A 22,508-nucleotide genomic window follows, 5' to 3' on the forward strand; every position below is an offset into this window, starting at 1 on the left:
GAAACCCCGTATATGAAACTGACTTCAAACGCTAAGCACACAGGACTATTGCCTCGAGCATGAACATGAAAATTTAACTTCTTGGCGTTTACAACTTATTTTGAAACAAACTCTATGTCAGAGAATAACAAAATTATAAACACATGAAACGAGCCATGAAAATAGCTTCTCTAACTGGAGCATGATTAATTTTGGCGAGTTCCATGTGGCTAATAAAAACAAAATTTAAACACATGAAAAAGCTATCTGATATAGGATTAATAGGTTTGGCTGTTATGGGGGAAAACCTGGTACTCAATATGGAAAGTAAAGGGTATAGGGTCTCTGTGTACAATCGATCAACCGATAAAGTAGATAATTTTGTTAATGCGCGTGGAAAGAACAAGAACATTGTTGGTACATACTCTTTGGAAGAATTGGTAAATTCCTTGGAACGCCCTCGTAAAGTGATGATGATGATAAAAGCAGGCGCAGCAGTTGATGCTACGATTGAAGCTTTGTTACCCTTGTTAGAGTCTGGCGATGTAATTATTGATGGAGGAAATACACATTATCCTGATACAGAGCGTCGAGTTCAGAATGTTGAGAAAGAGGGTATACATTATATTGGGGCTGGTGTTTCTGGAGGAGAAGAAGGTGCTTTATTAGGGCCTTCTATTATGCCAGGCGGCTCACAAGTAGCTTGGCCTTTGGTTAAACCAATCTTCCAATCAATCGCTGCAAAGGTAGAGGATGGTTCTCCATGTTGCGATTGGGTCGGAGAAAGTGGAGCCGGACATTTTGTTAAGATGGTTCATAACGGTATTGAGTATGGAGATATGCAATTGATAAGTGAGGCTTATCATTTATTAAAAGACTATGTGGGTTTATCTGCCGATGAAATGCATGAGGTTTTTAAACAATGGAATGAAGAAGAACTTGATTCTTACTTGATTGAAATTACGCGCGATATATTAGCATTTAAAGATGAAGATGGCGAACCGCTTGTTGAAAAAATATTGGACAAAGCGGGGCAAAAGGGAACCGGTAAATGGACCGGCATTACAGCTTTGGATTTAGGCACGCCTTTGACATTGATTGGAGAAGCTGTTTTTTCGCGATGCCTTTCGGCTATTAAAGACGAAAGAGTTAAAGCATCGAAAATATTATCGGGGCCAACACCTCAATTCGACGGAGATAAAGTGCAGTTTGTAAAAGCAGTTAAGGATGCATTATTTGCTTCAAAAATTGTGTCTTATGCTCAGGGGTATGCTTTAATGCGTGCTGCTGCAGAAGAGAAAGGCTGGCACTTAAACTATGGTGGAATTGCGTTAATGTGGCGAGGTGGATGCATTATTCGCTCTGCCTTTTTAGGTAAAATTAAGGAGGCCTTTGATAACGAGTCAGAGCTTAGCAATTTATTATTAGACCCTTATTTTAAAGAGGCTGTAGAGAAAGCTCAGAATGGTTGGCGTCAAGTAGTGGCCGCAGGAGTTATAAATGGTATTCCAACACCTGCTTTTGCAACAGCACTAAGCTATTACGACGGTTATCGCTCAGAAAATTTACCTGCTAATTTGTTACAGGCTCAGCGTGACTATTTTGGTGCACATACATATGAACGCATTGATAAACCCCGAGGAGAATTTTTTCATACCAATTGGACAGGACGAGGTGGAGTTACAGCAAGTACAACCTACAATGTATAAGTAATTAAAGTGATAATATTATGAAAGCTCAGCTTGTAAATGCTGAGCTTTTTTCATGTATAAAATTCATTACCGTATTTTTTTAAAGCCGAATGTTTGGTTGTGCTTTTCTCTTATAATACCAAAATATGCGCTAGTTAATTGATCCTTAAAAACACGCTTTCGTAACCTTATTTTTTCTTATACTTGTAATCTAAATTCTATTGGGGAAATTGAAATGATGCAATTAATTGTTGATAAAAGCATGCAGCGCAGTCTTTTGAAAGGAGATGAGCAATTGTATCGTGATATTTTTGAGGAACTTCAACCGGGATTAGTCGTTTATGCTACAGAATATATCAATGATCTGGATATGTCTTGTAGTATTGTTCAGGAGGCATTTTTAAAGTTGTGGGAAAATAGGAAGAGTTTAAGAGAAGGGACGTATTTGAAAGCATACATGTACAAAGCAGTTCGTAATTTGTGCTTAAATTATTTGCGTCATCTTAAGGTAACAGGTAAATATGAAGATAGACAGCAGGCTTTGCAACTGAATTATGAGGCTTTAAAAGACAAAAGTGCAGAGCGCCTTTTAGAAGCTGAAATAATGGACCGTTTGCAAGTAGCTGTAGATAAGATGACTCCTCAAGGTAAGCGCATATTTACGATGAGCCGATTTGAAGGAAAGACATATAAAGAAATTGCAAACGAACTTGGGATAGCTGAAAAAACAGTTGAAAACCAAATGGGTAAAGCTCTTAAAGTAGCACGTGCTGAGCTCCAAGAGTTCTTACCCATTAGCGTGTTTTTATACTCTATCTTGCACTAATTATTGTTTTTCTGGCCACATAGGCATTTCAGCTTCATCATCCCAGAATGGCCCCCACTGAATCTCAGTTAATATATCATGGTCAAAAAACAAATTGAGGCTAAAATCGGAATTGGCAGCTAATGATTGTTCAAGAAGAATCTCCGACGATAAATCTTCCATATCAAACTCACCAAGGTTAAAAACCTCCATTTGCTCCATTACTTCGCCCTGGCTTAAACCAATTAAGTCAATGCCTTCAAAAAGTAATTCAGGAGATGCGGATGTAATCGATGTTAACTTCCAATTGCAATCTTCTTCAAATGATAAAGAAAGATGCTGATCATCGTAGTGCCAAGCTTCCATTGCTCCAGAATCCTTGTCGCCATCCATTTTCTCAATTTCACTAGGCTCACCTATCAATTGACTTATTTCGTCTCTATTTAAACCAAAAATAATTTTACCTAATCCTTGTCCTAAGGTGATGTCTTTCATGTGTTTAAGTTTTGTTTTTATTGCCACATGGAACTTGCCAAAATCAATCATTCTATTTGTGAAGTAATTCTCATGGCTTGTTTCATTTGTTTATAATTTCTAATCATTTGCCATATGGAACTCTCTAGTAAATTTATCATCTTTCTGTCTGAAAATCTAGATGTTAAGTTTACTTGGTAGCTTCATATACTATAAGTTTGTTTACTTATGTTTTTGTGTGGATGTTTTTTTACCTTATCCGTTATGATCTGCAAAAATAGCGATTTGTTAATCAGTATAATAGCGCCTGTTGGCTTTTTTTGTGGCGTGTTGCTTTTTCTGTGTTAGGCGTTTTTCGATGGATGATCTGGTACGTTTGGTAGGTACACGTTTTTTCTCACGTTTTAAGGCCATTGATATTAGAGTGTAAAAACGTTCTATTACAATGGTTTTGTTGCGCATTTGAGAACGATTCTCCTGACAGCTTAAAATTAATTCGCCCTTGTCACTAATCTTGCTTGCCAGTTTTTTAGTTATTAAACTTTTCTCGAGGGCACTAAAAAGTTGTGAATTGTAAATATCAATCCTTAGTGTGACTTTAGAACTGACTTTATTTACATGTTGCCCGCCAGGCCCACTGCTTTTTGAAGTGCTGAAATCAGCTTCTGATATAATGTTGCGTCGTACTAATTCTTCCTTTGTCATTAAGCATGAGTAAAAGTTTGCATAAAGTTATTTAATTAAGGCTTGAGTAAGAAGTATTTTCATTTATTTTGCACCATTAATATTAGCTAATGAAAAGAATACTATTCGCGTTTATATATGTTTTGTTATCATTCACTGGAGTTCAAGGGCAGGAGTTTACGGGAGTTCATTCTAGTCCATATTTACCCTTTGTTGGAGTAAGTAATCAGCCGGCAGAATTAACACGCGATAATGCGAAGTGGAACATAAATATGCTCGCCATAAATGCTACATTTTTAAATAATCAAAGTTTTGTGTCTTCCAATTTTTTGGATGCTATGGCGAAGTTTGGTTATAACGACTTAAAGTACTTATTAGGATCGGAGGAATCATTGGTTTATTTAAATGGTCGCATAATGGCACCATCAATTACATATAAGCTCAATGATAAACATAGTTTTGGTGTTACTGTGGGAGTAAGAGCTGAGGGAATTTACAATTCGTCAAATGATGATTTGTTAAAATTATTTAGTGGTGGTAGCACAACAGATGATTTAAAGGATGAACACTTTAACTCTTTGGTTAATAGCTGGGTTGAATATGGTGTTATTTGGTCATCCACTTTATTAAAATCGGATAACCATTGGTTAACTGGGGGGGTAGTTATTAAAGTGCTTAATGGATCCGGATCAGGCTATTTAGAGATGGATGGGATTGATATTAAGTATAATGATGAATATATTGAACATTTTAATATGAAATTTAGCTATGGTTTTAACGAAAGTTTGGGCAAAACCATTGATGGTGGTGATATTATTGAACCTTCTGGGGATGTGGGTATTGGATTAGATTTAGGTTTGAGTTATTCTCACTTGCCAGATCACTTGATTGGGGTTAAAGGAGTTCCTTATAAAGTAAAGTATGGTTTTGTTGTTTCAGATATTGGAAATATTACTCATAACAAAACCCAGAATCAAGCATCGTATGATGTAACGATGAATGATGTTCCTTATAGTAGGTTTGAAGGTATTAGTACGCTTCAAGCTTTAAAGGATTCTATTGAAAAATCAGTAGATTTTGTAAAAAATGAGAACGGAAGTTTTAAAACCAAACTTCCTATTTCTGTTGCTGGTAACATTGACTATTGCATTAGACCTAATTGGTTCATTAATTCAACCCTTGTGTATAAAGCAAAATATTATAGAGATAGGGTTGATATGCTGAAAAATGATTTTTGGAAAGTGAACTTAACTGGACGATACGAAACACGAAAGATGGGGGTATATTTACCAATAAGCTTCTCTTCTATTTTAGGCTGGAGTATGGGTATATCAGGTCGGTATAGAAACTTTTTTATTGGCTCATCAACTATATTATCGAATTTGATGGAAAGAGGAACTGGACATGGACTTTTATACTTCGGTATTTCAATTCCAATTAGTCCTTTGCCAAACCAGTGATTAAGTATTCACGCATTGAATTTGCCAAATGCTGATAAGAGGCATATAAGATACCTTTGTGGTTCATAAAAGTAGATTCAGCGCGATTTAAATCTAACTCCTCGCCATTAAAGCTCTGCGCAAATGCACCTAATTCCTTAAAAATACATGCTGATGCTGCATAATCCCATAAGCTACCACCACCATTTGATGCCTTAGGAGGTTTTAAGTAAATGGCAGGGGCATTTTCCAGTACCCACATGGCGTTCATTGCAGCACCACCATGACTAATTAGCTGGTAATTATTTGAAGATTGATTTTTAATCAGGCTTATAATCTGATTGTACAAGGCATGATTGATCAGGCTGCGGTCGCACACTAACGTATGCTTCTTATCCGATGTTTTTAAGCGCCATTTTTGTCTGTTTTTATATGCTCCTTGTTTAATAATAGCATGGTAGAGGGTGTCGTCAACAGGATTGTAAATAACACCAATGTGTGGTTTTCCACTTTTATCTACCAGAGCAATAGAAACAGAGTATCCATCTGTTTGTTCAATAAATGGCAAGGTACCATCCAATGGGTCGATGCACCAGAAATAATCTTTCTCAAAGCGACTCTTATTATCAACTGTTTCCTCGCTTAATAATGCCAAATCGTATTTATGTAAGCTTGGCTTTATGTGTTGGAGGATTATTTTTTCACTTGCCAAATCAATTTCGGTCAATACTTGCGATGCCAGATTTTCGCCACTCTGTTTTTTGTGAACTGCAAACTGTTTTTTGCTCTGCTTGGCAATGTAAATGCCTGCTTCAGAAGCTGCTTTAATTGCTATTGTAGCTAGTTCATTGAGCTGTGAAGGGTTTAATTGCATAGCTAAGCTTATTTAGGTAATTGTGCCAGCACTTCACGAGTTAATCGCTCACTATAACTGTTGATTTTCCAATGGTCGGGACTCCATCCTTTCAAAAAACGATGAAAATCGGTCCAGGCAAGCGGGTAGAGACGTCTCCAATCTTGCTCCAGTTCATCCATGTTAATTTCTGGTTTCTTTACCGAAACGACTTCTCGCAATGCCTTGAAGTAATAATCAAGTATCTGCTTTTCCATGGCTTCACAATCATCTTCGTATAAACAACTACCAACAAAATAGGCAACATCCTTCATGCCACAACCACCACCAATGTATTGGAAGTCAACAGCAGCTACCTGGTCGCCATTGGGCGAAAAGCAAAAGTTAGCCAGTTTAGCATCGCCATGTACCAAGGTTTGAAAAGGGCTTTGTCTTAACTGTTGATCAATAATGGGAGCCGCATTTTTTAAAGCCATATCATCCATAATCTTTAACTCATCGGGGCGCGTATCTAGGTGCCAGTAGGTACCAACATCCCACAGTTTTTCCCTCGAAGCATTCATGAATGTTGCATGAAAGTTGGCTAACCAGTTTAAGCATGTTTTAATCTCGGTCCAGCCAACCGAAGCTAATCGTTCGGGAAATCCAGAAGCATCCAGATCTTCCATCACCATCAATACTTCGTCGCCAATGTGTTTAAGCGCCAGGCAATGTGGCGTTCTGCATGTATTGTCGCATTGTTGATTGTAAAACTCATACCAGGCAGTTTCTACTTGATACGATTTTAATTTGCGCAGGTGTGAAAAATCAGTGTTCCAACCCCGTGGATGATTATTGGTGTCGGGTAGTTTCACATGTTTTACAACCACGCTACTGATATCGCTTCCTTTGAGTGATACCCGAATGATTTTACCATAGCCACTCCAAAGGTTTTGAATAACTTCCTTCTCTTCTAAATCACTGGCCTTTGTAGCCTCCAATATAATGTCTTTGAATTGCTGATTCATTTTTGCTTTCTGTTAACGAGGATGCAAAGATAATAACAATTGGAGTTTACGCTTCTAACTGTGCTTTCAATACTTTGTAATCAGTTTTACCTGTCCCTAAAACAGGAATTTCATCAACTGGTATCACTTCGCGAAGCTTAGAAATTGGCGCAACACCATTTTTGATTAGGTATTCGTTGGCCTCTTTTAAATCGATGGTTTGTTTAGTGAAAAGGGCTATGCGAGGAGGGTTGCTCTTATCTGTTCCTTCAACCGCTAATACTTGCTCTTCAACACTACCGTATTTTTTTAATAGTATTTGCTCAATAAATGGTAAACTAATCATCTCGCCTGCGATTTTTATAAAACGCTTAAGTCGCCCTGTTATAAACAAATAGCCATCCTTATCTAAATATCCTAAGTCTCCAGTTTTGTAATATTTATCGCCTTCAATTACTTCAAAAGGTATCAGTTCAGGTTGGTTTAAGTATCCTCCAAAAATATTAGGACCATTAACGTAAATCATGCCAGCTTGACCAGCTGAACAAGTTTGATTGCTTTCTAAGTCAATGATTTTTGCTGTAATACCTGGTAGAAATTGGCCAACACTGTTCTTTTTCTGTACGTGTTGTGGATTAATGGTTAAAACAGGCGCACATTCTGTAATACCATAACCTTCTAAAATTAAACCATTATCGGTAACAGATTCAAACTGGTGTTTAAGTGTATCGGGCATTGCCTCGGCACCCGAGATAGCATATTTAACTGATTTAAAAGCGTATGCCGCAGTTGACCCTTCTGCTAGTAGTAGTTTTAAAAAGCCAGGTGTTCCAACTAGAATATTGGCCTGTATGTGTTTTAGGATGCGCAATACTTCGCGCGAATCAGTTGGATTAGGTGTGTAACCCACTTTAACTGCCGTTAATAAGGGCATAATGTTGAGTACGGTAAACCCAAAGCTGTGAAAAGGTGGTAAAAATGATAAGAAAGTGTGGTTATTATCAATGTTAATTTTTTCAAAGGTGGCGGCCATGTTATTCACAATGTTTTGGTGTGTTAGTGGCACCGCTTTGGGCAGCGCCTCGCTACCTGATGTAAATAAGATAGCTGCGGTAGAAGGCTTATTAGCAGTAGAAATGAGTAGTTTAGGGAACTTCGATTTTAAGGCACCCTTTATTTTTGTTAATATCGAAAGATTGGGCACTTTTTTCTCAAGCAGAATCAATTGATCGTTTATCTCATCTGGTAATTGTTCCTTTATCTTGTCTATAAAAGCGCCAGCTGAAAGAATGGATTGCACACCTGCTGTTTCAATACAATGAAGCAACACTTTTTTTCCAACGGTCCAGTTAAGCATAACAGGCACTTTGCCTGCAATATAACAAGCTGCAATAAGCATTGTGGTGCTTTGGAGTGCAGGTAACATGATGCCTACATTTTCTGTTTTTACTTCTTTTTTCAGCAATTCAGCTACCACACAAGCCTTTAGAAAGAATTCCTTACGCGAGCTGGATCCCAACATGGCATCGTAAGAAAAAGGATCTTGTTGGTTTTGGCTAAATGAATTGACTAGCTGTTGTAGTATTGTCTTATCTCTATTTACACTTAAGGGTTTAATGTCACTTAAAGGCTTACTTAAAGTAGACGGTTTAAGATCGTTATCACTCTGAAATTTTCCCATTGCAACAAGACAAAGGTCTTGCACCGTTTTAATTTCGTTAATCTGTGGGGCAGAGAACGTTGTGAATTTATTTTCAACCTCTGAAATAATTTCTACAATATTTAAGGAGTCAGCACCCAAATCCAACTGTAAATAGCTGCTGGGTAAAATAGAGGTTATGTCGACCTCTAAAATACTGGCAATGCAAGTTTTCACTTGACTTAATACTTCAACAGGAATTGTTTGGTGCGTGTTGACCGTCTGATTTTTTAAAGCATCATCTGAACCTGCAATATTGTTAGGTAAGCTTCTTTTTAATTGAGGAGATAAAAAGTGGTATTTAATAAAACTAACTTGTTCTTCTCCATTAACATTGTAAACTTTTTCAAGGAATCGATTAAATTCGCTTTTGCCAATCTGGCTTTTATCCTTTGCCTCTTGAGTAATATCAACCACCTCAATAGTTAGCTTGCGACGTGGCATAAAAAACAATAAGTTACTAAGTACTATCCCCAACGTTTTTATCAGCGTAGGAACAAATGCCGGAGATTTGCCAATCCATGCTTTTGACCATCGGCTGCCCCAAAAACCAGAAATGCGTATGGCCAGAACCTTGCAGGTAGCAGGCATATTTTGAACCACTTTCTGGGCACTTTGCTTATTAATAATTCGTTCGTATCCTTGCGCTGCTATTTGACCACTTGGGTATAACACTACGTTGTTATTCATTTCAAGGCCTCTATCTACTGATGTTACTATTTGTTCAAGCACATTGGTGTTGCGGCTTCCTGCCTCCAAATCACTCACTCTAACGGCTCCCCAAGCCTTAAAAAGGTGCTTAACCACAGGCATGTCGTAGTACGATGACAAAATAACTGGCACTGCTGTGGTGTATTTGTGTAAATGTGCGAATAAAAGGATAGGATCCATCAATGCCTGATGGTTGGGCAAAAATAGCTTTGTCTCATTGTTTTTGAGTAGGTCTGTGCCTTTAACCGTAACACGGTATCGAGCACTCAATACAAATCGCACGATTGCGAAAATAATTTTGGCTAAACCAATTATTATGGGGTGATGTTGTTTCATAATTACGACTTTAATGTGAGGAAGTAATACAATATTTTCTCATAAAGCACCGGTGTTATGCCGTAACATCATCAATGTGTCTTTAGAAATGGAATGCATTAAAGGCTCTTTTTGATGAGTTAGCGGTATAATATGCTTAAGCTTTAATTTTTCCAGCGCCAGGAATACGTAGCCAGGCCACTATTGTAATAATGAGTGTTATAATGGCCACTGCGCCAAAAACCATTAAGGAGTTGGCCATTGTTTCCACAACACCAAAAACACCTGCTGATACAAGGATGAATGAAAACAGCATGAGGTTATTGTATGCTAGAATTAAACCTAATTTTCTTCCTTCAACACGTGACTGGATAAATGCATTGAGGGGTATTTTAAAAATACCAGCAAAAAAGGCAGTTGCGACAATTAAAATGGCAAATAAAGTAGCTGGCGGGTTCAGGATGAAAATTAAGCTAACACAAATGAGCATTCCCAAACCACCTATCGGTACCAGGTACATTTTTAGTTGTTTGTTAGAGATGACTCCCGTTATATAACAGCCAGCACCAATACCAATGGCAACCATCGCCATAATGGTACTTGTGGCTGTGTCCGAAAGGTTGAGCATGTTCCGACAATGAACGGTAATATTCATTTGAAGTAGTGAGCCAATGGCCCAAAACGTACCCAAACCTATAATTACACTATTTAATCCTCTTATTTGACGGCTCCATTTGTAGGAGTTGATTAAAAAGGTAATGGGATTGAGAGTTGTTTCATCCTCATCGTCTGGCACTGTTTCTTTTGGCGCTATTTTTAAACTCAATAGCCAACCCAGAATAGCAAATAAAACCAATGCAACACAAATAATAATAGTGCGATATGGAGCTAAGGAGTCAATTAAACTGATGTCGGATGTTACACCAGCAACATATGTTCCAATAAGCACGCCCATAAATGTTAACATTTCCATGGCTCCAGTACCAAATGGAATGCCCTCTTTTCCTCCAATATCTCGGATGATACCGTATTTGGCTGGAGAAAACAAACAACTTTGCAAGCCCATGAGAAAAATAGCAAACATGGTAATACTAATGCTTTGAAGAATAAAGCCGATTGATGCTATTAGCATGATAGGGATCTCAAATAACTTGGCTCGTTGAATTATTTTTGCTTTGGCATGATCGCGAGCTAACTTACCTGCTATGGGCGAAAAAGCAATGTATGGAACAACAAAAAGGGCAGAAGCCAGCATGATAACGATAGACTCCTTGTCTTTCATCATCCAGGTGGTTGAAATAAAAAATACAAGGTACTTTAAGTAATTGTCGTTTAATACACCCAGAAAATTAGTGATAAAAAGAGGTAGCCAATTGGCTTTTGTAGATTTGCTCATGGTTAATGTTTTATTTATTAAAGATGTACGAGATTAAAGAGTGATGATTGAGCGTAATCGAGAAGAGACTAATTTGCCTCTTTCGACTTCGCTCAATGCCAATTCTCTTTAATGCTTTTGGCCACCTTTCATGCAAATATAAGGTAATCCAATAAGTAACACTTAGCTACTGAACTAAGTTTAACCCTCTTGTATTGGTGTTTTTGTTTCTTCTTCTTTTTCCATCCATTTTTTATTAATGAAAGCAATGCTTAGTGTTAGTAAGCCAATAATCATTAAAAATACCATTTTGCTAAGGCTGGCATCTCCTGAAATATCCCAGAAGAACACCTTTATTGACGTGAGGACAAGAACTACAGATCCTATAATTCTGAAAAATATGCCTTTGGTATGGGCTCCCCATAAAAAGATGAGTAAAGCATAAACCAAATAGGATATTGAAATTGCCAAATCGCGACTCATAAATTCAATATTGTAGGCCATCCAAACGTTTTTTATTTGTATGGTTATTAAACCTCCAACAATTATATTGGCTGTAAGTGCTAATATATTTGACAAGCCAGTGTTACTATGCTGTTCCTTTTTTGCAAGGTAAAATCCAAAAGCAGCCATAGCCATCCATGTTAATCCACCTGCATTAAGAAATGGTAAGTATTTAATGCCAAGTATTTCTATCCATTCAACATCCCAAGCCACAGTTACCCAATAGATAATTAGTAAAAGCCAGGCTGCATAACTACCATAAATGAGTTCAAATGTTTTGGTAAAACGGCCAATACCATAAATGCTAATCACTATTAAAAGCCACAGCATGGTGGTAACCACATACTCTAAACCAGGGAATAGCATTGGCTGAATATTGGCAGCTGAAATAGCAAAAAGTAACAGGCCAAAGCAGATATAGATAATTGATGGGAAATTTTGCTGTTCAGAAACAAAATAGATGAACACAGAAGCGACCATAAATGTGGCACCAACAACTAATAATGGAACGGTAAATGATATATTAAAACTACCAAGTATATAAATAGACCAGAAAATAAACAACATGGCATTGATTAAACTAAGGTAAAGGTTCCAACCAGTAAAGCGATCTTTTTCTTTGTGCGATGCGAAAATGATTCCAGCCATATAGCTTATGAATAATGCTGCTGCATAAAAGAATGGTCGTCCCCATGAAATAGGATCGAAATAGATGAAATACGAGGTGTAGATAAGAACTGTAATAGTAAATGTCATGGCTCTTAATTCGGCCCAACGCTTTGATATACTAACATACAATGCGCCTATATTTAATATAAATACATAGGCAAACAATAACAGATCGTGGTGTGGTTCGGCTTTCATAAATAATGGAGACATCAAACCGCCTAGGATGCTGATAAATATTAAACCTCTTAAATTGTAACGATAACTTAAAAAAGTGGTTAAGCCAGTGAGGCTTAAAACTGAAATAAAAGTGACGTTATAGGGCCAATGCAAGGTGTTGCTAAATGCCACATACGAAAAGGTAGCGTAGATTACGCTCATACCAGTTCCTGCTAAAAACTGACAGCTTGTTAATCTGTTTTTACGGTAATAATTGTAGCCCGCAAAAAGTAGAGTTGTTCCAATGGCAAAGCCAGAGAGTACCCTTAACTCAATTGGGAACCAGTTGTTATCAAACACTATTTTTAAAAAATAAGTGAATGATGAAAACAAGAATAGGATACCCAAGGTTGTTATCCAGTGCTTTTTAATTAAATCAATCATGATCATCAATTTTGGGTTATACTTTTGTTATTGATGATGTAAAACTACGACTGAAAGACGAGGTAAATCAAACCAAAAAATGCAAAAAACGGACTTTTGAAATTGACTTTATATTTGATAAAATGTCATTTAATAGTACTTTTAGTGCTTATGAACTGACTTTTAGAAATATGATATGGATGCGCTTTCAAAGATTATAAGTACTTTTTCAAAGAGCGAAGCTTCTGAGTTTTCTGCTTTCATCAATCGGATAAAGCAAAAAAACAAGCGTAAGGATTTAGAGTTATTTACGCTTTTGTATAAGAACAGTGATTTGGGATCAGAGGCAATTATAAAGCGTTTGTATCCTGATAATAACAAGGTGGCTTACCATGCATTACGCAAAAAACTACTGAAGCATTTAAGCGATTTTATATATTTCAAGCAATTGCACCATGATGATACTGCCGAAACACAAGTGTCGGCATATGTTGCGTTGGCTCGGTATTTCAAAGAGTACGATATGATACTCTTGTCTTGGCGGTATTTGAAAAAAGCTGAACAACTGGCAGTTTATAACGAACAATATGCCATGGCTAATCAAATTACACGTTTGCAATTGGATATGCCACTGCTTGAGTTAAAGCAAGATATGGATGCGATTTTGACGGTTAAGAAAAAATACCTTGAATTGGCTATTGAAGATGATAAGGTGGATACGGCTTACAAAATAATCAAGCAGCACTTGCAAAAAGCAAAAACAAACATAGGTGGAGCCAGTTTACAGCAATTGATTGAAACAATCCTTGAAACTTACGAACTCACACATACTGTATCCAAAAGGCCATCAGTAATCTATCGCTTAATGTCTATAGCTCGTAGTGAGGCTAAATCGGTAAAGGATTATTATCGATTTGAGCCGCTCTTAATACAGTTTTATAATTCTATGCAAATTGAATCTGATGCCAATGAGCGTGATAAAGTTTATGTGGCACACTTGCAATACATGCTGGCACATACTTTATTTCGCAATAAAAAATTCTCTCAGGCTTTGGAATATGCTCAGCGTTTGCGCGAGCAGATAAGGATTATTTCAAAAACAGAGCAGGCGCGTTTTTTGCCTCGTCTAACCCAGTTATACTGTGCCATTCGCTTCTTTACTGGCCATATTAACGAAGCAATTCGCATGGTGGATGCAACCTTTATGCAAAAGCTTCGCCTAAAGCCCGAAGAAGTACTTAATCTTAAATTAAATAAAGCTATTTACCACTTTTACAATGAGGATTATAAAGTGGCTCTAAGTGAGTTGTTATCCATTGAGCATAGTAATAAGTGGTGCGCTAAAATTGCAGGTATTGAGTGGGTGCTTAAAAAGGATTTACTTGATGTGTTTATTCAATTTGAGTTGCATAAATTGGATATTGCGTCCAACAAAATTAGGGCATTACTTCGTCAACGTGAGGTATTTGAACAATCGCCACAATTGCAACGGGTAAAGATTTTTCTACACTTAGTTAATCAAATAGTAGACGATCCATCCATTGCATCAACTAAGCAGTTTGACGACCAGGTGGAGAAGGCATTTAATTGGATACCCATTGAACAGGAAGATTTGCATGCCAGCGTTTTTTATGCATGGATGAAAGCAAAAATTGTGAAAGATGACGCTTATTCCGTTTTGCTCAATTTGATATCCATCGAAGATAAAATACTATAATGAGCTTGTAAATTGTCGCTTAGATTATTTTACTTTTGCATCAAACCAAAAAGCATGATAACTGTTAAACTTACCGCACAAAACAGGACTGAAGAGCTTGAGATAGATCAAAAAGTAAAGCTCATTGAGCTAAAAGTTTCTCGTAAACAATGTAAAGATGTTTTGTTAGAAGTGATTGATGAGCAGGGTAATGCAAAAGGTAAACCTTTGGAGAAATATCTGCCGTGCATAAAACAAAAGGGAGTGAAGGGGCTTCGGTTTATGATGAATGATTTTAGCACCAAACCAATTGAAATATCTATTTCATGGAAATAAAACGAATTGTATTTGCACCCATTATTTTAATCTTAATACTTATGGCTTGTAATAGTGACGAGCATAAAACTGATTTTCAAACGGGAGATATCTTGTTTAGAGGGCGTTTGGATAGTTCTCTTTCAAAGGCTATTGATGCGGTAACACAAACGGATGAGAAGCACCATTATACGCACATGGGAGTAGTTGAAGTGGTAAATGATACTGTTTGGGTGTTGCATGCTGCGCCTGGTAAAGGCGTTTGTAAGGAGTTACTCTCTGAGCTTTACGAAGCCGAAGATTCGATGCTTGTTGTAGGACATTTTCGTATTAAAGAAATTAATCAAACAACTGTTGAAAAAGCTCTATTACTAGCGAATGAAAAGATGGGAGAGCCGTATAACTATTCATACATCATGGAGGATTCAGGCTATTACTGTTCTGAATATCTGTATGAAATTTATAAGGGTGATTCTGTTTTTCAATTGAATCCAATGACTTTTATTGACCCAGTAGTTGGAGATTTTCATGACGGATGGATTAAGCATTATAATGATTTGGGTATAAGCATTCCAGAAGGACAACCAGGATGTAATCCCAATGGAATGGCAGCCAATAAACGACTGGAGTTCTTGAGGTTGCTAAATGAGTAAGTCCTCCGAGTAATGAAAAAATGTAATCGATATAAAAATTAATAAAGAATGGGTATTCTACGAAATATTAAGAGTGAACATGAAATATATGAGAACCAAAGTTTAGAATGTTTGGTGGCCATTGATCGTGAAGTGTGTAAGCAAGTAAAAGCCTACCGTAAAAAGTATAAAGGAAAAACACCACAGCCAAGCGAAACCGTTGAAGGTTATAAGTTTGTTATGGATGAGGAATTTGATTCATTGAAAATTGATTTCTCCCAAAAGTTTCAATTCGAGATAAAAGACCTAATTAATGTAAAGGGTTAAACTATTTGTGTTTAAACATGTTTGTTCTGGAGAGATGAATTGCTTGTTTTGTCAAGCAGCATTGATTCTTACTTTATATCTTGATTCTTATGAAGCAATTGGTTTTGATAATGGCCTCCATTTATGGCGGCCTTTCAGTTATTTTAGGAGCAATGGGTGCACATGCCCTTAAAAAAGTACTTACAGAAGCACAATTACAGAGTTTTGAGGTGGGTGTGAAATATCAAATGTATCACGCCATTGTATTATTAGTACTAGGCTTTTTCCTGACCTTTGATACACGCCTTCAAACCATAATGGGGTGGAGTTATATTATTGGTACGCTCTTGTTTTCCTTGAGTATCTACCTTTTGTCCACTCAATCGCTTTTAGGCCTTAGTCTTAGGTTTTTAGGCCCAATTACACCTTTAGGTGGTTTGCTTTTGATTGTTGGCTGGTGTCTGTTGTTGGTTCATGTGATAAAAAACAGCCACTAAACACAGCTTCTTATTTACTTAAATAAGGTTTTAAATACTTTCCTGTGTAAGACTTTTTGCATTTTACAAGCTGCTCGGGGGTGCCTTCAAATATAATATGTCCGCCCTCATTGCCGCCTTCAGGGCCAAGGTCTATAATCCAATCGGCTGATTTTATAATGTCCATATTATGCTCTACAATAATTAGCGAGTGGCCTTTTTTAATTAATGCCGAAAAAGCATCAAGTAGCTTATTAATATCGTGAAAATGTAGCCCTGTGGTTGGTTCGTCAAAGATAAACAGCGTAGGCTGGCTTCTTTCGTTAGCAAGAAAAAATGCAAGCTTAACGCGCTGGCTTTCGCCACCACTTAAGGTGCTTGACGATTGGCCTAACTTAATGTAACCAAGCCCAACATCTTGCAAAGGCTTTAATTTTTTAACAATGCGTTTGGGAGTGCCTTTATCCTCTTGACTGAAAAAATCAATTGCTTCGTTAACCGTTAATTCAAGTATGTCGTAAACATTTTTACCTTGGTATTTAACTTCTAATATATCGTCCTTAAAGCGCTGGCCTTTACAGTTTTCACATTGCAGAACAATGTCAGCCATAAATTGCATCTCTACTTTTATAACCCCTTCTCCCTGGCATTCCTCACATCTTCCTCCATCAATATTAAAGGAGAAATGAGATGGTTTAAAACCATTGTTCTTAGCCGATTGTTGGTCGGCCATTAGTTTTCTTATTTCATCATAAGCCTTTAGGTAGGTAGCTGGATTTGAGCGAGAACTTTTACCTATTGGATTTTGATCAACAAACTCCACCTCAGTAATTTTATTGAGTGAGCCTTGCATTAAATCAAAGGACCCAGTTTTGTCGGCATAACCTCCCAAATGTTTTTTAATGGCAGGGTAAAGAATGCTTTTTATGAGTGATGACTTTCCGCTACCAGAAACACCTGTAACAACGGTCATAACATTGAGAGGGAACTTGGTTGATATGTTTTTTAGGTTGTTTTCGCAGGCTCCTGTTATTTCAATGTAATCATTATGAGGTCTTCTGGATGCCGAAACTGGTATGCTTAGTTCGCCGCTCAGGTATTTGGTTGTAAGGCTTTTGTCTGATGCTTCCAACTCTCTAAAATCCCCTTGGAATACCAATTCTCCTCCTAAACGCCCCGCATGCGGACCAATGTCAATGATGGTGTCGCCCGATCGAATAATGTCTTCATCGTGCTCAACAACAATAACCGTATTACCAACTTTTTGCAGGTTTTTAAGAACGTTTATTAACAATTCAGTGTCTTTGGAGTGCAGACCAATACTCGGTTCATCAAGTATGTATAACGAACCAACAAGGCTACTGCCAAGGCTTGTTGCAAGGTTAATGCGTTGACTTTCTCCGCCAGAAAGAGTTGAGGATAAACGATTGAGTGTTAAATATCCCAATCCTACATTACACAAGAAACTTAAACGTGTTTGTATTTCGTGTAATATGCGTTTTGAAACCTCTATTTCATGTTCGTTTAACTTAATGTTGGTAAACAAAGTTTGCAGCTTATCTATGGGCATTACAACTAATTCGTGAATGCTTTTATCACTTACTTTAACCCAACTGGCTTCTTTTTTAAGGCGCGTGCCATTACACGATGGGCAAACCGTTTTACCACGATATCGCGAGAGCATCACACGAAATTGGATTTTGTATTGCTTTTCTTCGAGGTGCTTAAAGAATTGGTTTAAACCTTTAAAGTGTTTATTACCGCTCCACAACAAGCTTCTCTCAGCTTCTGATAATTCAAAATAAGGTTTGTGAACTGGAAAATTAAAATGATGGGCATTATGAATTAATTGTTCTTTCCATGCTTTCATTTTGTCGCCCTTCCAACATACCACAGCTTCTTCAAAAATAGATAAGCTTTTGTTGGGTATAACCAAGTCTTCGTCAATGCCAATCACATTGCCAAACCCTTCGCATTGAGGGCAGGCTCCAACGGGGTTATTAAAAGTAAACATGTGTTCGCTTGGAACCTCAAATTCAATATCATCCAACTCAAATTTATTCGAGAAAGTTTGAATCTGGGGAGTATCGCCTTCGTATATTTTTAACAAACACTCACCTTTACCCTCGTAAAAGGCCGTTTGTACCGAATCAGCTAAACGACTGAGTGTATCTTCATCATCAGCGGCCGATAGGCGGTCGATTACTAAAAATATTTCGGTGCAGGTTTTAGCTATTTCTGATGTGTCATCTAAAAGTTCGTCAATGCGTAGGAATGAATTATCAACTTCAACACGACTAAACCCTTGCTTTAGTAATACTTGTAAATGTTCTTTACACGTGCGATCATCTGAAATAGAAATGGGGGATAGGATGGCTAGTTTGGTTCCCGTCGCCATGTTTTTAACCACTTCAACAACATCACTGGTGTAATGTCTTTTAACTTCATTACCACTAATAGGTGATATGGTTCTGCCTATTCGTGCATAAAGTAATTTAATGTAATCATATATTTCTGTACTTGTGCCAACTGTTGAGCGTGGGTTACGTGTATTAACTTTTTGCTCAATGGCTATGGCAGGCGGTATTCCTTTAATAAAGTCTACATCAGGCTTATCCAATCGCCCTAAAAATTGTCTGGCATAGGAACTAAGGCTCTCTACATACCTGCGCTGTCCCTCGGCGTACAAAGTATCAAAAGCTAACGATGACTTGCCGCTGCCTGAAACACCTGTAATTACAATAAATTGATTACGTGGTATTTCAATGTCAATATTTTTTAGGTTATGTACACGTGCCCCTTTGACTTTAATTACTTTATCCTGCATGCAATTTGAAATATATGATTGGCATCAAAGATAAATATAGAGGATAAGTTTTGAAACAAAAGCGTCATCTTATCGTAAGCTAAGTTGTGATATTTTGTTTTTAAACAATTTTTTACTTTTTTTGCATACGAAAACAATTTTAGTTTACACTCCATAAAAAAGAAATTGCCTATAGAAGACTTTTACTAGATGTTTAAAATTTAATAGTATGGAAAAGCAAATAGTGCTTTCTGACGAGCAACTTGTAAAAGACTTTATTGCTGGTAATAACAACTCGATCGATAAATTGATTGAGCGTCATCAGGCAAAAATCCTATCTTATATTTTAATGTGCGTTAAGCAACAAGAATTAGCGCAAGATATATTCCAAGAATCTTTTATCCGTGTTGTCAGAACGCTTAAACGAGGACGATATGCTGATAATGGTAAGTTTTCATCATGGGTAATGCGAATTGCTCATAATTTGATTATTGACCATTACCGAAAGCAGAAGAATCAATCGGTAATTTCAAACGATAACTATGAATACGATTTGTTTAACTCAAGTCAGTTTTCCGATCGATCTATAGAAGATCAAATGGTTAAGGATCAGGTGTTGAGTGATGTGGGTATGTTGGTGAAATTATTACCCGATAATCAGCGTGAGGTAGTTGAAATGCGTCATTATCGTGATTTGAGCTTTAAAGAAATAGCAGAAGAAACCAACGTAAGTATTAATACAGCGTTAGGTAGAATGCGTTATGCTTTGATGAATCTACGTCGATTAGCTGAAGAGCGTAATATTTCCTTAACATTATCATAAGTAGTACAATATTTTTGTAGGCATTTCGTTTAGCTTAGAGTATAATCTAATAAAAGTGCCTATGAATAACATTACTACTTTTGATTTAAATGCTCGCGAAGAAGAGTCGAGTTATTGGCTGTCAGTGTTTGATAGCTTGCCAGATACCACTTTTACTAGAAGTGATATAAAAGCGCATGCCTTTGTTGTTTCAAATATAAAGGCATTTGCTCGTGCTTATCATCCTATCGATAGCATTTGTTGCGATGGGGTAATAATCAATTAATCGTAAAAAGATTTGGCAAAGCTGTGGAAAGCACCTTTTCTTTTGATTATTCTTACCCAAAAGGCGCTAATAAATCCTGTGCCATAACCGATTAGTTGTATTAGCGATGCCCAGGTGCTTAACAAAGACACGTAAAAGCTTTTTGTGCGTTTTAGGGCATCTAAGAATATGACTAGTGGAAAAAGCATAAATAGAGCTAGAAACCATTTTGAAAAGAACAGGCCTAGAATCAATAATATTGGATATGCTATTGTGAAGAGCGATGGAAGTAAGTGAACTGGTTTTAATGTTCCAGCATGCAACATTGATAGATCAATTCGTGCAATTCCTGAATTGAACACTTGCTTAAAAAATGCTCTGAAGTGTGTGCGACGCTTATGGTAAACGTTAGCTTCTTTAATTAAGCCTACAGAATAGTTGCTTTTCATAGTTCGCATGCTCAAATCGAGGTCTTCCCCAAATCGCATGTCGGAAAAGCCATTCAGGGCTTCGAATACACCTTTTTTAATTCCAAGGTTAAAACTACGAGGATAGAATTTATCCATTTTTTTACCGCCACCTCTTATACCTCCAGTTGTAATAGGGGATGTCATAGAGTAACTTATTGCTTTTTGTATCGGGGTGAAAAACGGATGAGCTTCATCAGGACCGCCAAAACAGTCAAGTGGTTGAATATCCAAGTGTTCTAAAACATGATTAAAATAATTGGATGGAATAATGCAGTCGCTGTCAAAAAAGATAAGATAATCACCTTTTGCTTTTTTAGCACCATGATTACGTGCTGGCCCAGGACCTGTATTGTCTTGGGTATAATAATGAAGATCTATTTGATTGAAGTAAGGTTCAATGACGTCCTTGCATGACATGTTGGAGCCATCTTCAATAATGATCACTTCAAAAACAGATTGTGCCGATTGTAAAGTTAGAGACTCAAGTAGCTCTATAATCTCATCGGGACGGTTATAAATTGGAATAATAACAGAAAAATGCATGCAGGTTCATTTATTGAATCCAAATATAGGAATTATTAGTGTTCTAAAAGCTTATAGAAAGTTAAAGACACGATTGTTTTGCATGAAACATTTTCTTATTCGCGTGTAAGAATTAACATTGGGTCTCCGATAATATTGGAATAAATAGGGCGGTAACGATTGGTATCATAAAACTTATGGACGTTTACTTTTTTTGAGCTTTCGCCATTTTCATCTTTTTTAACTGCTTCAATGGATATGTGATCATATTTTCCATCTTTAATACAAACCATCTGACCTGATATACCTTGGATAATTAAATCCATTGCTAAATTAGCATAAGCTGTAGGTACAATTGAGTCCAGTGCGTCAGGTTCGCCTGATCGTACTAAATAGCCTAGTTTTTGGTTAATGATATTTATTGCTTTGCCATTATTGAATTTGGGTGAAAGACGTTTAAGTTGCTGTCCTATATCTTCACCAATCCCACCTAATTTCTTATGCCCAAATGCATCGGTTTCGTGGCTCGAATATTGGATGTTACCACCTTCATAACTAGCTCCTTCAGAAACTAACACAACAGAGTATTTACTTGGGTTGTTTTGTCTATCTTCTACCATTAATGCTGTTAATTGTTCTATGTTAATTGGATGTTCGGGAATAACGCATCTGTCGGCGGCACCACCCACAGTTGGTAGTAATGCTGAAAAGCCAGCATTTCGCCCAAACACTTCTAAAACTAAAAAACGCTCATGGGAGCCTGCACATGTGCGTAATGCATGTGTCAATTCTATGGTTCGAGTGATGCAGGTGCTAAATCCTATGCAATATTCGGTGCCTGGAACATCGCCATCCATAGTTTTGGGTATACCAATGGTTCTAACGCCCTCGTGGTGCAATCTAACCGCGTAACTTAAAGTATCATCACCGCCAATAGGAATTAAATAATCAATCCCTAGATGTTTGAGGTTTTTAACTGCTTCAGGTGTTAAGTCATTAAATTCGTTCTTATAAATATCTTTTAAATGCGTTGGAATATCTTTCAAAGGTACTTTGTCGGCTTTGGTACGGCTTGAGTGTAAGAATGTTCCGCCTGTTCTTCCTAATCGATTTACGGTATGATCGTTTAATACCATACAATAATCCTGTTCTTCTATTGGAAGAGATGGATTTATTGAAATTACACCTTTCCAACCGTTTTTAATACCAATTATATTGTAACCCTCGCGACTAGCACGAATGGTTATGGCTCGAATTGCAGGATTTAAACCTGGGACATCACCACCACCTGTTAGAATTGCAATGGTCTTAGGTGTATGTTTCTTAATTGTCATAATTTTCGTATCAAAGTGTAAGCTGAATATTTAGACCTGATACAAGTTATTATCTAAAAAGCTGCAAATCAACCTTAAGTATTAAAAGTTTGTAAAAATATCATATTACAGCTTAATAGAA

Annotated in this window: 20 protein-coding genes; 10 read left to right on the forward strand and 10 right to left on the reverse strand. The window is 37.1% G+C overall.

The genetic code is table 11. The features are described from left to right. The first annotated feature begins 233 nt into the window (after positions 1-233). Both gnd and FNN09_RS10700 read left to right on the forward strand, forming a co-directional pair. Complete coding sequence (gene gnd, locus FNN09_RS10695) at positions 234-1,688, forward strand: decarboxylating NADP(+)-dependent phosphogluconate dehydrogenase (RefSeq protein ID WP_143302311.1); 1,455 nt, start codon at positions 234-236, stop codon at positions 1,686-1,688. Positions 1,689-1,908: 220 nt separating this feature from the next. Further along, entirely contained in the window at positions 1,909-2,496 is a 588-nt protein-coding gene (locus tag FNN09_RS10700; protein ID WP_185968964.1) for an RNA polymerase sigma-70 factor, read from the forward strand. Here FNN09_RS10700 and FNN09_RS10705 read toward each other — a convergent pair whose 3' ends face one another. Both FNN09_RS10705 and arfB read right to left on the reverse strand, forming a co-directional pair. After that, positions 2,497-2,970 (reverse strand): hypothetical protein, encoded by a 474-nt coding sequence (locus FNN09_RS10705; RefSeq protein WP_143302315.1) that lies wholly within the window; start codon positions 2,968-2,970, stop codon positions 2,497-2,499. A 267-nt stretch (positions 2,971-3,237) separates the two neighbouring features. After that, positions 3,238-3,654, reverse strand: coding sequence for an alternative ribosome rescue aminoacyl-tRNA hydrolase ArfB (arfB, locus tag FNN09_RS10710; protein WP_143302317.1), 417 nt, complete (start codon positions 3,652-3,654; stop codon positions 3,238-3,240). Between the two features lie 89 nt (positions 3,655-3,743). On the opposite strand from arfB, the gene FNN09_RS10715 reads away from it, so the two are divergent. After that, positions 3,744-5,093 (forward strand): DUF5723 family protein, encoded by a 1,350-nt coding sequence (locus FNN09_RS10715; RefSeq protein WP_143302319.1) that lies wholly within the window; start codon positions 3,744-3,746, stop codon positions 5,091-5,093. Here the strand turns inward: FNN09_RS10715 and FNN09_RS10720 are convergent. The 5 genes from FNN09_RS10720 to FNN09_RS10740 form a co-directional block, all read right to left on the reverse strand. Further along, positions 5,071-5,946, reverse strand: coding sequence for a 3'(2'),5'-bisphosphate nucleotidase CysQ (locus FNN09_RS10720; RefSeq protein ID WP_143302321.1), 876 nt, complete (start codon positions 5,944-5,946; stop codon positions 5,071-5,073). The two genes, FNN09_RS10715 and FNN09_RS10720, sit on opposite strands and share 23 nt — an antisense overlap. 8 nt (positions 5,947-5,954) lie before the next feature. After that, positions 5,955-6,932: an oxidoreductase family protein gene (locus FNN09_RS10725; protein ID WP_143302323.1), complete on the reverse strand. Its 978-nt coding sequence runs from the start codon at positions 6,930-6,932 to the stop codon at positions 5,955-5,957. A gap of 46 nt (positions 6,933-6,978) precedes the next feature. Further along, entirely contained in the window at positions 6,979-9,657 is a 2,679-nt protein-coding gene (locus tag FNN09_RS10730; protein ID WP_143302325.1) for an AMP-binding protein, read from the reverse strand. A gap of 136 nt (positions 9,658-9,793) precedes the next feature. Next, on the reverse strand, positions 9,794-11,032 hold the full coding sequence (locus FNN09_RS10735; RefSeq protein ID WP_143302327.1) for an MFS transporter: 1,239 nt from the start codon (positions 11,030-11,032) through the stop codon (positions 9,794-9,796). 180 nt (positions 11,033-11,212) lie between these two features. Next, positions 11,213-12,784 (reverse strand): DUF2339 domain-containing protein, encoded by a 1,572-nt coding sequence (locus FNN09_RS10740; protein WP_185968965.1) that lies wholly within the window; start codon positions 12,782-12,784, stop codon positions 11,213-11,215. A gap of 175 nt (positions 12,785-12,959) precedes the next feature. Between FNN09_RS10740 and FNN09_RS10745 the strand changes: the two genes are divergently transcribed. The 5 genes from FNN09_RS10745 to FNN09_RS10765 all read left to right on the forward strand — a co-directional run bounded on the left by FNN09_RS10745 (position 12,960) and on the right by FNN09_RS10765 (position 16,209). Continuing rightward, positions 12,960-14,480, forward strand: a complete 1,521-nt coding sequence (locus FNN09_RS10745; protein WP_143302331.1) for a hypothetical protein — start codon at positions 12,960-12,962, stop codon at positions 14,478-14,480. Positions 14,481-14,534: 54 nt separating this feature from the next. After that, the gene (locus FNN09_RS10750; RefSeq protein ID WP_143302333.1) at positions 14,535-14,795 is read left to right on the forward strand and encodes a hypothetical protein; all 261 of its coding nucleotides are present in this window, start codon (positions 14,535-14,537) and stop codon (positions 14,793-14,795) included. Beyond that, positions 14,786-15,427 carry a YiiX/YebB-like N1pC/P60 family cysteine hydrolase gene (locus FNN09_RS10755; RefSeq protein ID WP_143302335.1) on the forward strand — a complete coding sequence of 214 codons (642 nt, stop codon included), beginning with the start codon at positions 14,786-14,788 and terminating at the stop codon, positions 15,425-15,427. Before FNN09_RS10750 ends, FNN09_RS10755 begins: the two co-directional genes overlap by 10 nt. 48 nt (positions 15,428-15,475) lie before the next feature. Beyond that, complete coding sequence (locus tag FNN09_RS10760) at positions 15,476-15,733, forward strand: hypothetical protein (RefSeq protein WP_143302337.1); 258 nt, start codon at positions 15,476-15,478, stop codon at positions 15,731-15,733. Positions 15,734-15,822: 89 nt separating this feature from the next. Beyond that, positions 15,823-16,209: a DUF423 domain-containing protein gene (locus FNN09_RS10765; protein ID WP_143302339.1), complete on the forward strand. Its 387-nt coding sequence runs from the start codon at positions 15,823-15,825 to the stop codon at positions 16,207-16,209. 10 nt (positions 16,210-16,219) lie between these two features. Here FNN09_RS10765 and uvrA read toward each other — a convergent pair whose 3' ends face one another. Further along, on the reverse strand, positions 16,220-19,015 hold the full coding sequence (uvrA, locus tag FNN09_RS10770) for an excinuclease ABC subunit UvrA (RefSeq protein ID WP_143302340.1): 2,796 nt from the start codon (positions 19,013-19,015) through the stop codon (positions 16,220-16,222). Between the two features lie 208 nt (positions 19,016-19,223). On the opposite strand from uvrA, the gene FNN09_RS10775 reads away from it, so the two are divergent. Both FNN09_RS10775 and FNN09_RS10780 read left to right on the forward strand, forming a co-directional pair. Beyond that, entirely contained in the window at positions 19,224-19,817 is a 594-nt protein-coding gene (locus FNN09_RS10775; RefSeq protein WP_143302342.1) for an RNA polymerase sigma factor, read from the forward strand. Between the two features lie 61 nt (positions 19,818-19,878). Continuing rightward, positions 19,879-20,082: a hypothetical protein gene (locus tag FNN09_RS10780; protein WP_143302345.1), complete on the forward strand. Its 204-nt coding sequence runs from the start codon at positions 19,879-19,881 to the stop codon at positions 20,080-20,082. Here the strand turns inward: FNN09_RS10780 and FNN09_RS10785 are convergent. Both FNN09_RS10785 and FNN09_RS10790 read right to left on the reverse strand, forming a co-directional pair. Next, on the reverse strand, positions 20,079-21,074 hold the full coding sequence (locus FNN09_RS10785) for a glycosyltransferase family 2 protein (protein ID WP_143302347.1): 996 nt from the start codon (positions 21,072-21,074) through the stop codon (positions 20,079-20,081). The genes FNN09_RS10780 and FNN09_RS10785 overlap by 4 nt on opposite strands. A 95-nt stretch (positions 21,075-21,169) precedes the next feature. Then, the gene (locus tag FNN09_RS10790; RefSeq protein WP_143302349.1) at positions 21,170-22,387 is read right to left on the reverse strand and encodes a 6-phosphofructokinase; all 1,218 of its coding nucleotides are present in this window, start codon (positions 22,385-22,387) and stop codon (positions 21,170-21,172) included. Positions 22,388-22,508 lie beyond the last annotated feature (121 nt).

Origin of the sequence: Carboxylicivirga sp. M1479, from assembly GCF_007097485.1 — a bacterium.
Taxonomy (GTDB): domain Bacteria; phylum Bacteroidota; class Bacteroidia; order Bacteroidales; family Marinilabiliaceae; genus Carboxylicivirga.

Coding starts and splice junctions, on each gene's coding strand:
- gnd (WP_143302311.1), top strand. CDS start 234: ATGAAAAAGCTATCTGATATAGGATTAATAGGTTTGGCTGTTATGGGG.
- FNN09_RS10700 (WP_185968964.1), top strand. CDS start 1,909: ATGCAATTAATTGTTGATAAAAGCATGCAGCGCAGTCTTTTGAAAGGA.
- FNN09_RS10705 (WP_143302315.1), bottom strand. CDS start 2,970: ATGAAAGACATCACCTTAGGACAAGGATTAGGTAAAATTATTTTTGGT.
- arfB (WP_143302317.1), bottom strand. CDS start 3,654: ATGACAAAGGAAGAATTAGTACGACGCAACATTATATCAGAAGCTGAT.
- FNN09_RS10715 (WP_143302319.1), top strand. CDS start 3,744: ATGAAAAGAATACTATTCGCGTTTATATATGTTTTGTTATCATTCACT.
- FNN09_RS10720 (WP_143302321.1), bottom strand. CDS start 5,946: ATGCAATTAAACCCTTCACAGCTCAATGAACTAGCTACAATAGCAATT.
- FNN09_RS10725 (WP_143302323.1), bottom strand. CDS start 6,932: ATGAATCAGCAATTCAAAGACATTATATTGGAGGCTACAAAGGCCAGT.
- FNN09_RS10730 (WP_143302325.1), bottom strand. CDS start 9,657: ATGAAACAACATCACCCCATAATAATTGGTTTAGCCAAAATTATTTTC.
- FNN09_RS10735 (WP_143302327.1), bottom strand. CDS start 11,032: ATGAGCAAATCTACAAAAGCCAATTGGCTACCTCTTTTTATCACTAAT.
- FNN09_RS10740 (WP_185968965.1), bottom strand. CDS start 12,784: ATGATTGATTTAATTAAAAAGCACTGGATAACAACCTTGGGTATCCTA.
- FNN09_RS10745 (WP_143302331.1), top strand. CDS start 12,960: ATGGATGCGCTTTCAAAGATTATAAGTACTTTTTCAAAGAGCGAAGCT.
- FNN09_RS10750 (WP_143302333.1), top strand. CDS start 14,535: ATGATAACTGTTAAACTTACCGCACAAAACAGGACTGAAGAGCTTGAG.
- FNN09_RS10755 (WP_143302335.1), top strand. CDS start 14,786: ATGGAAATAAAACGAATTGTATTTGCACCCATTATTTTAATCTTAATA.
- FNN09_RS10760 (WP_143302337.1), top strand. CDS start 15,476: ATGGGTATTCTACGAAATATTAAGAGTGAACATGAAATATATGAGAAC.
- FNN09_RS10765 (WP_143302339.1), top strand. CDS start 15,823: ATGAAGCAATTGGTTTTGATAATGGCCTCCATTTATGGCGGCCTTTCA.
- uvrA (WP_143302340.1), bottom strand. CDS start 19,015: ATGCAGGATAAAGTAATTAAAGTCAAAGGGGCACGTGTACATAACCTA.
- FNN09_RS10775 (WP_143302342.1), top strand. CDS start 19,224: ATGGAAAAGCAAATAGTGCTTTCTGACGAGCAACTTGTAAAAGACTTT.
- FNN09_RS10780 (WP_143302345.1), top strand. CDS start 19,879: ATGAATAACATTACTACTTTTGATTTAAATGCTCGCGAAGAAGAGTCG.
- FNN09_RS10785 (WP_143302347.1), bottom strand. CDS start 21,074: ATGCATTTTTCTGTTATTATTCCAATTTATAACCGTCCCGATGAGATT.
- FNN09_RS10790 (WP_143302349.1), bottom strand. CDS start 22,387: ATGACAATTAAGAAACATACACCTAAGACCATTGCAATTCTAACAGGT.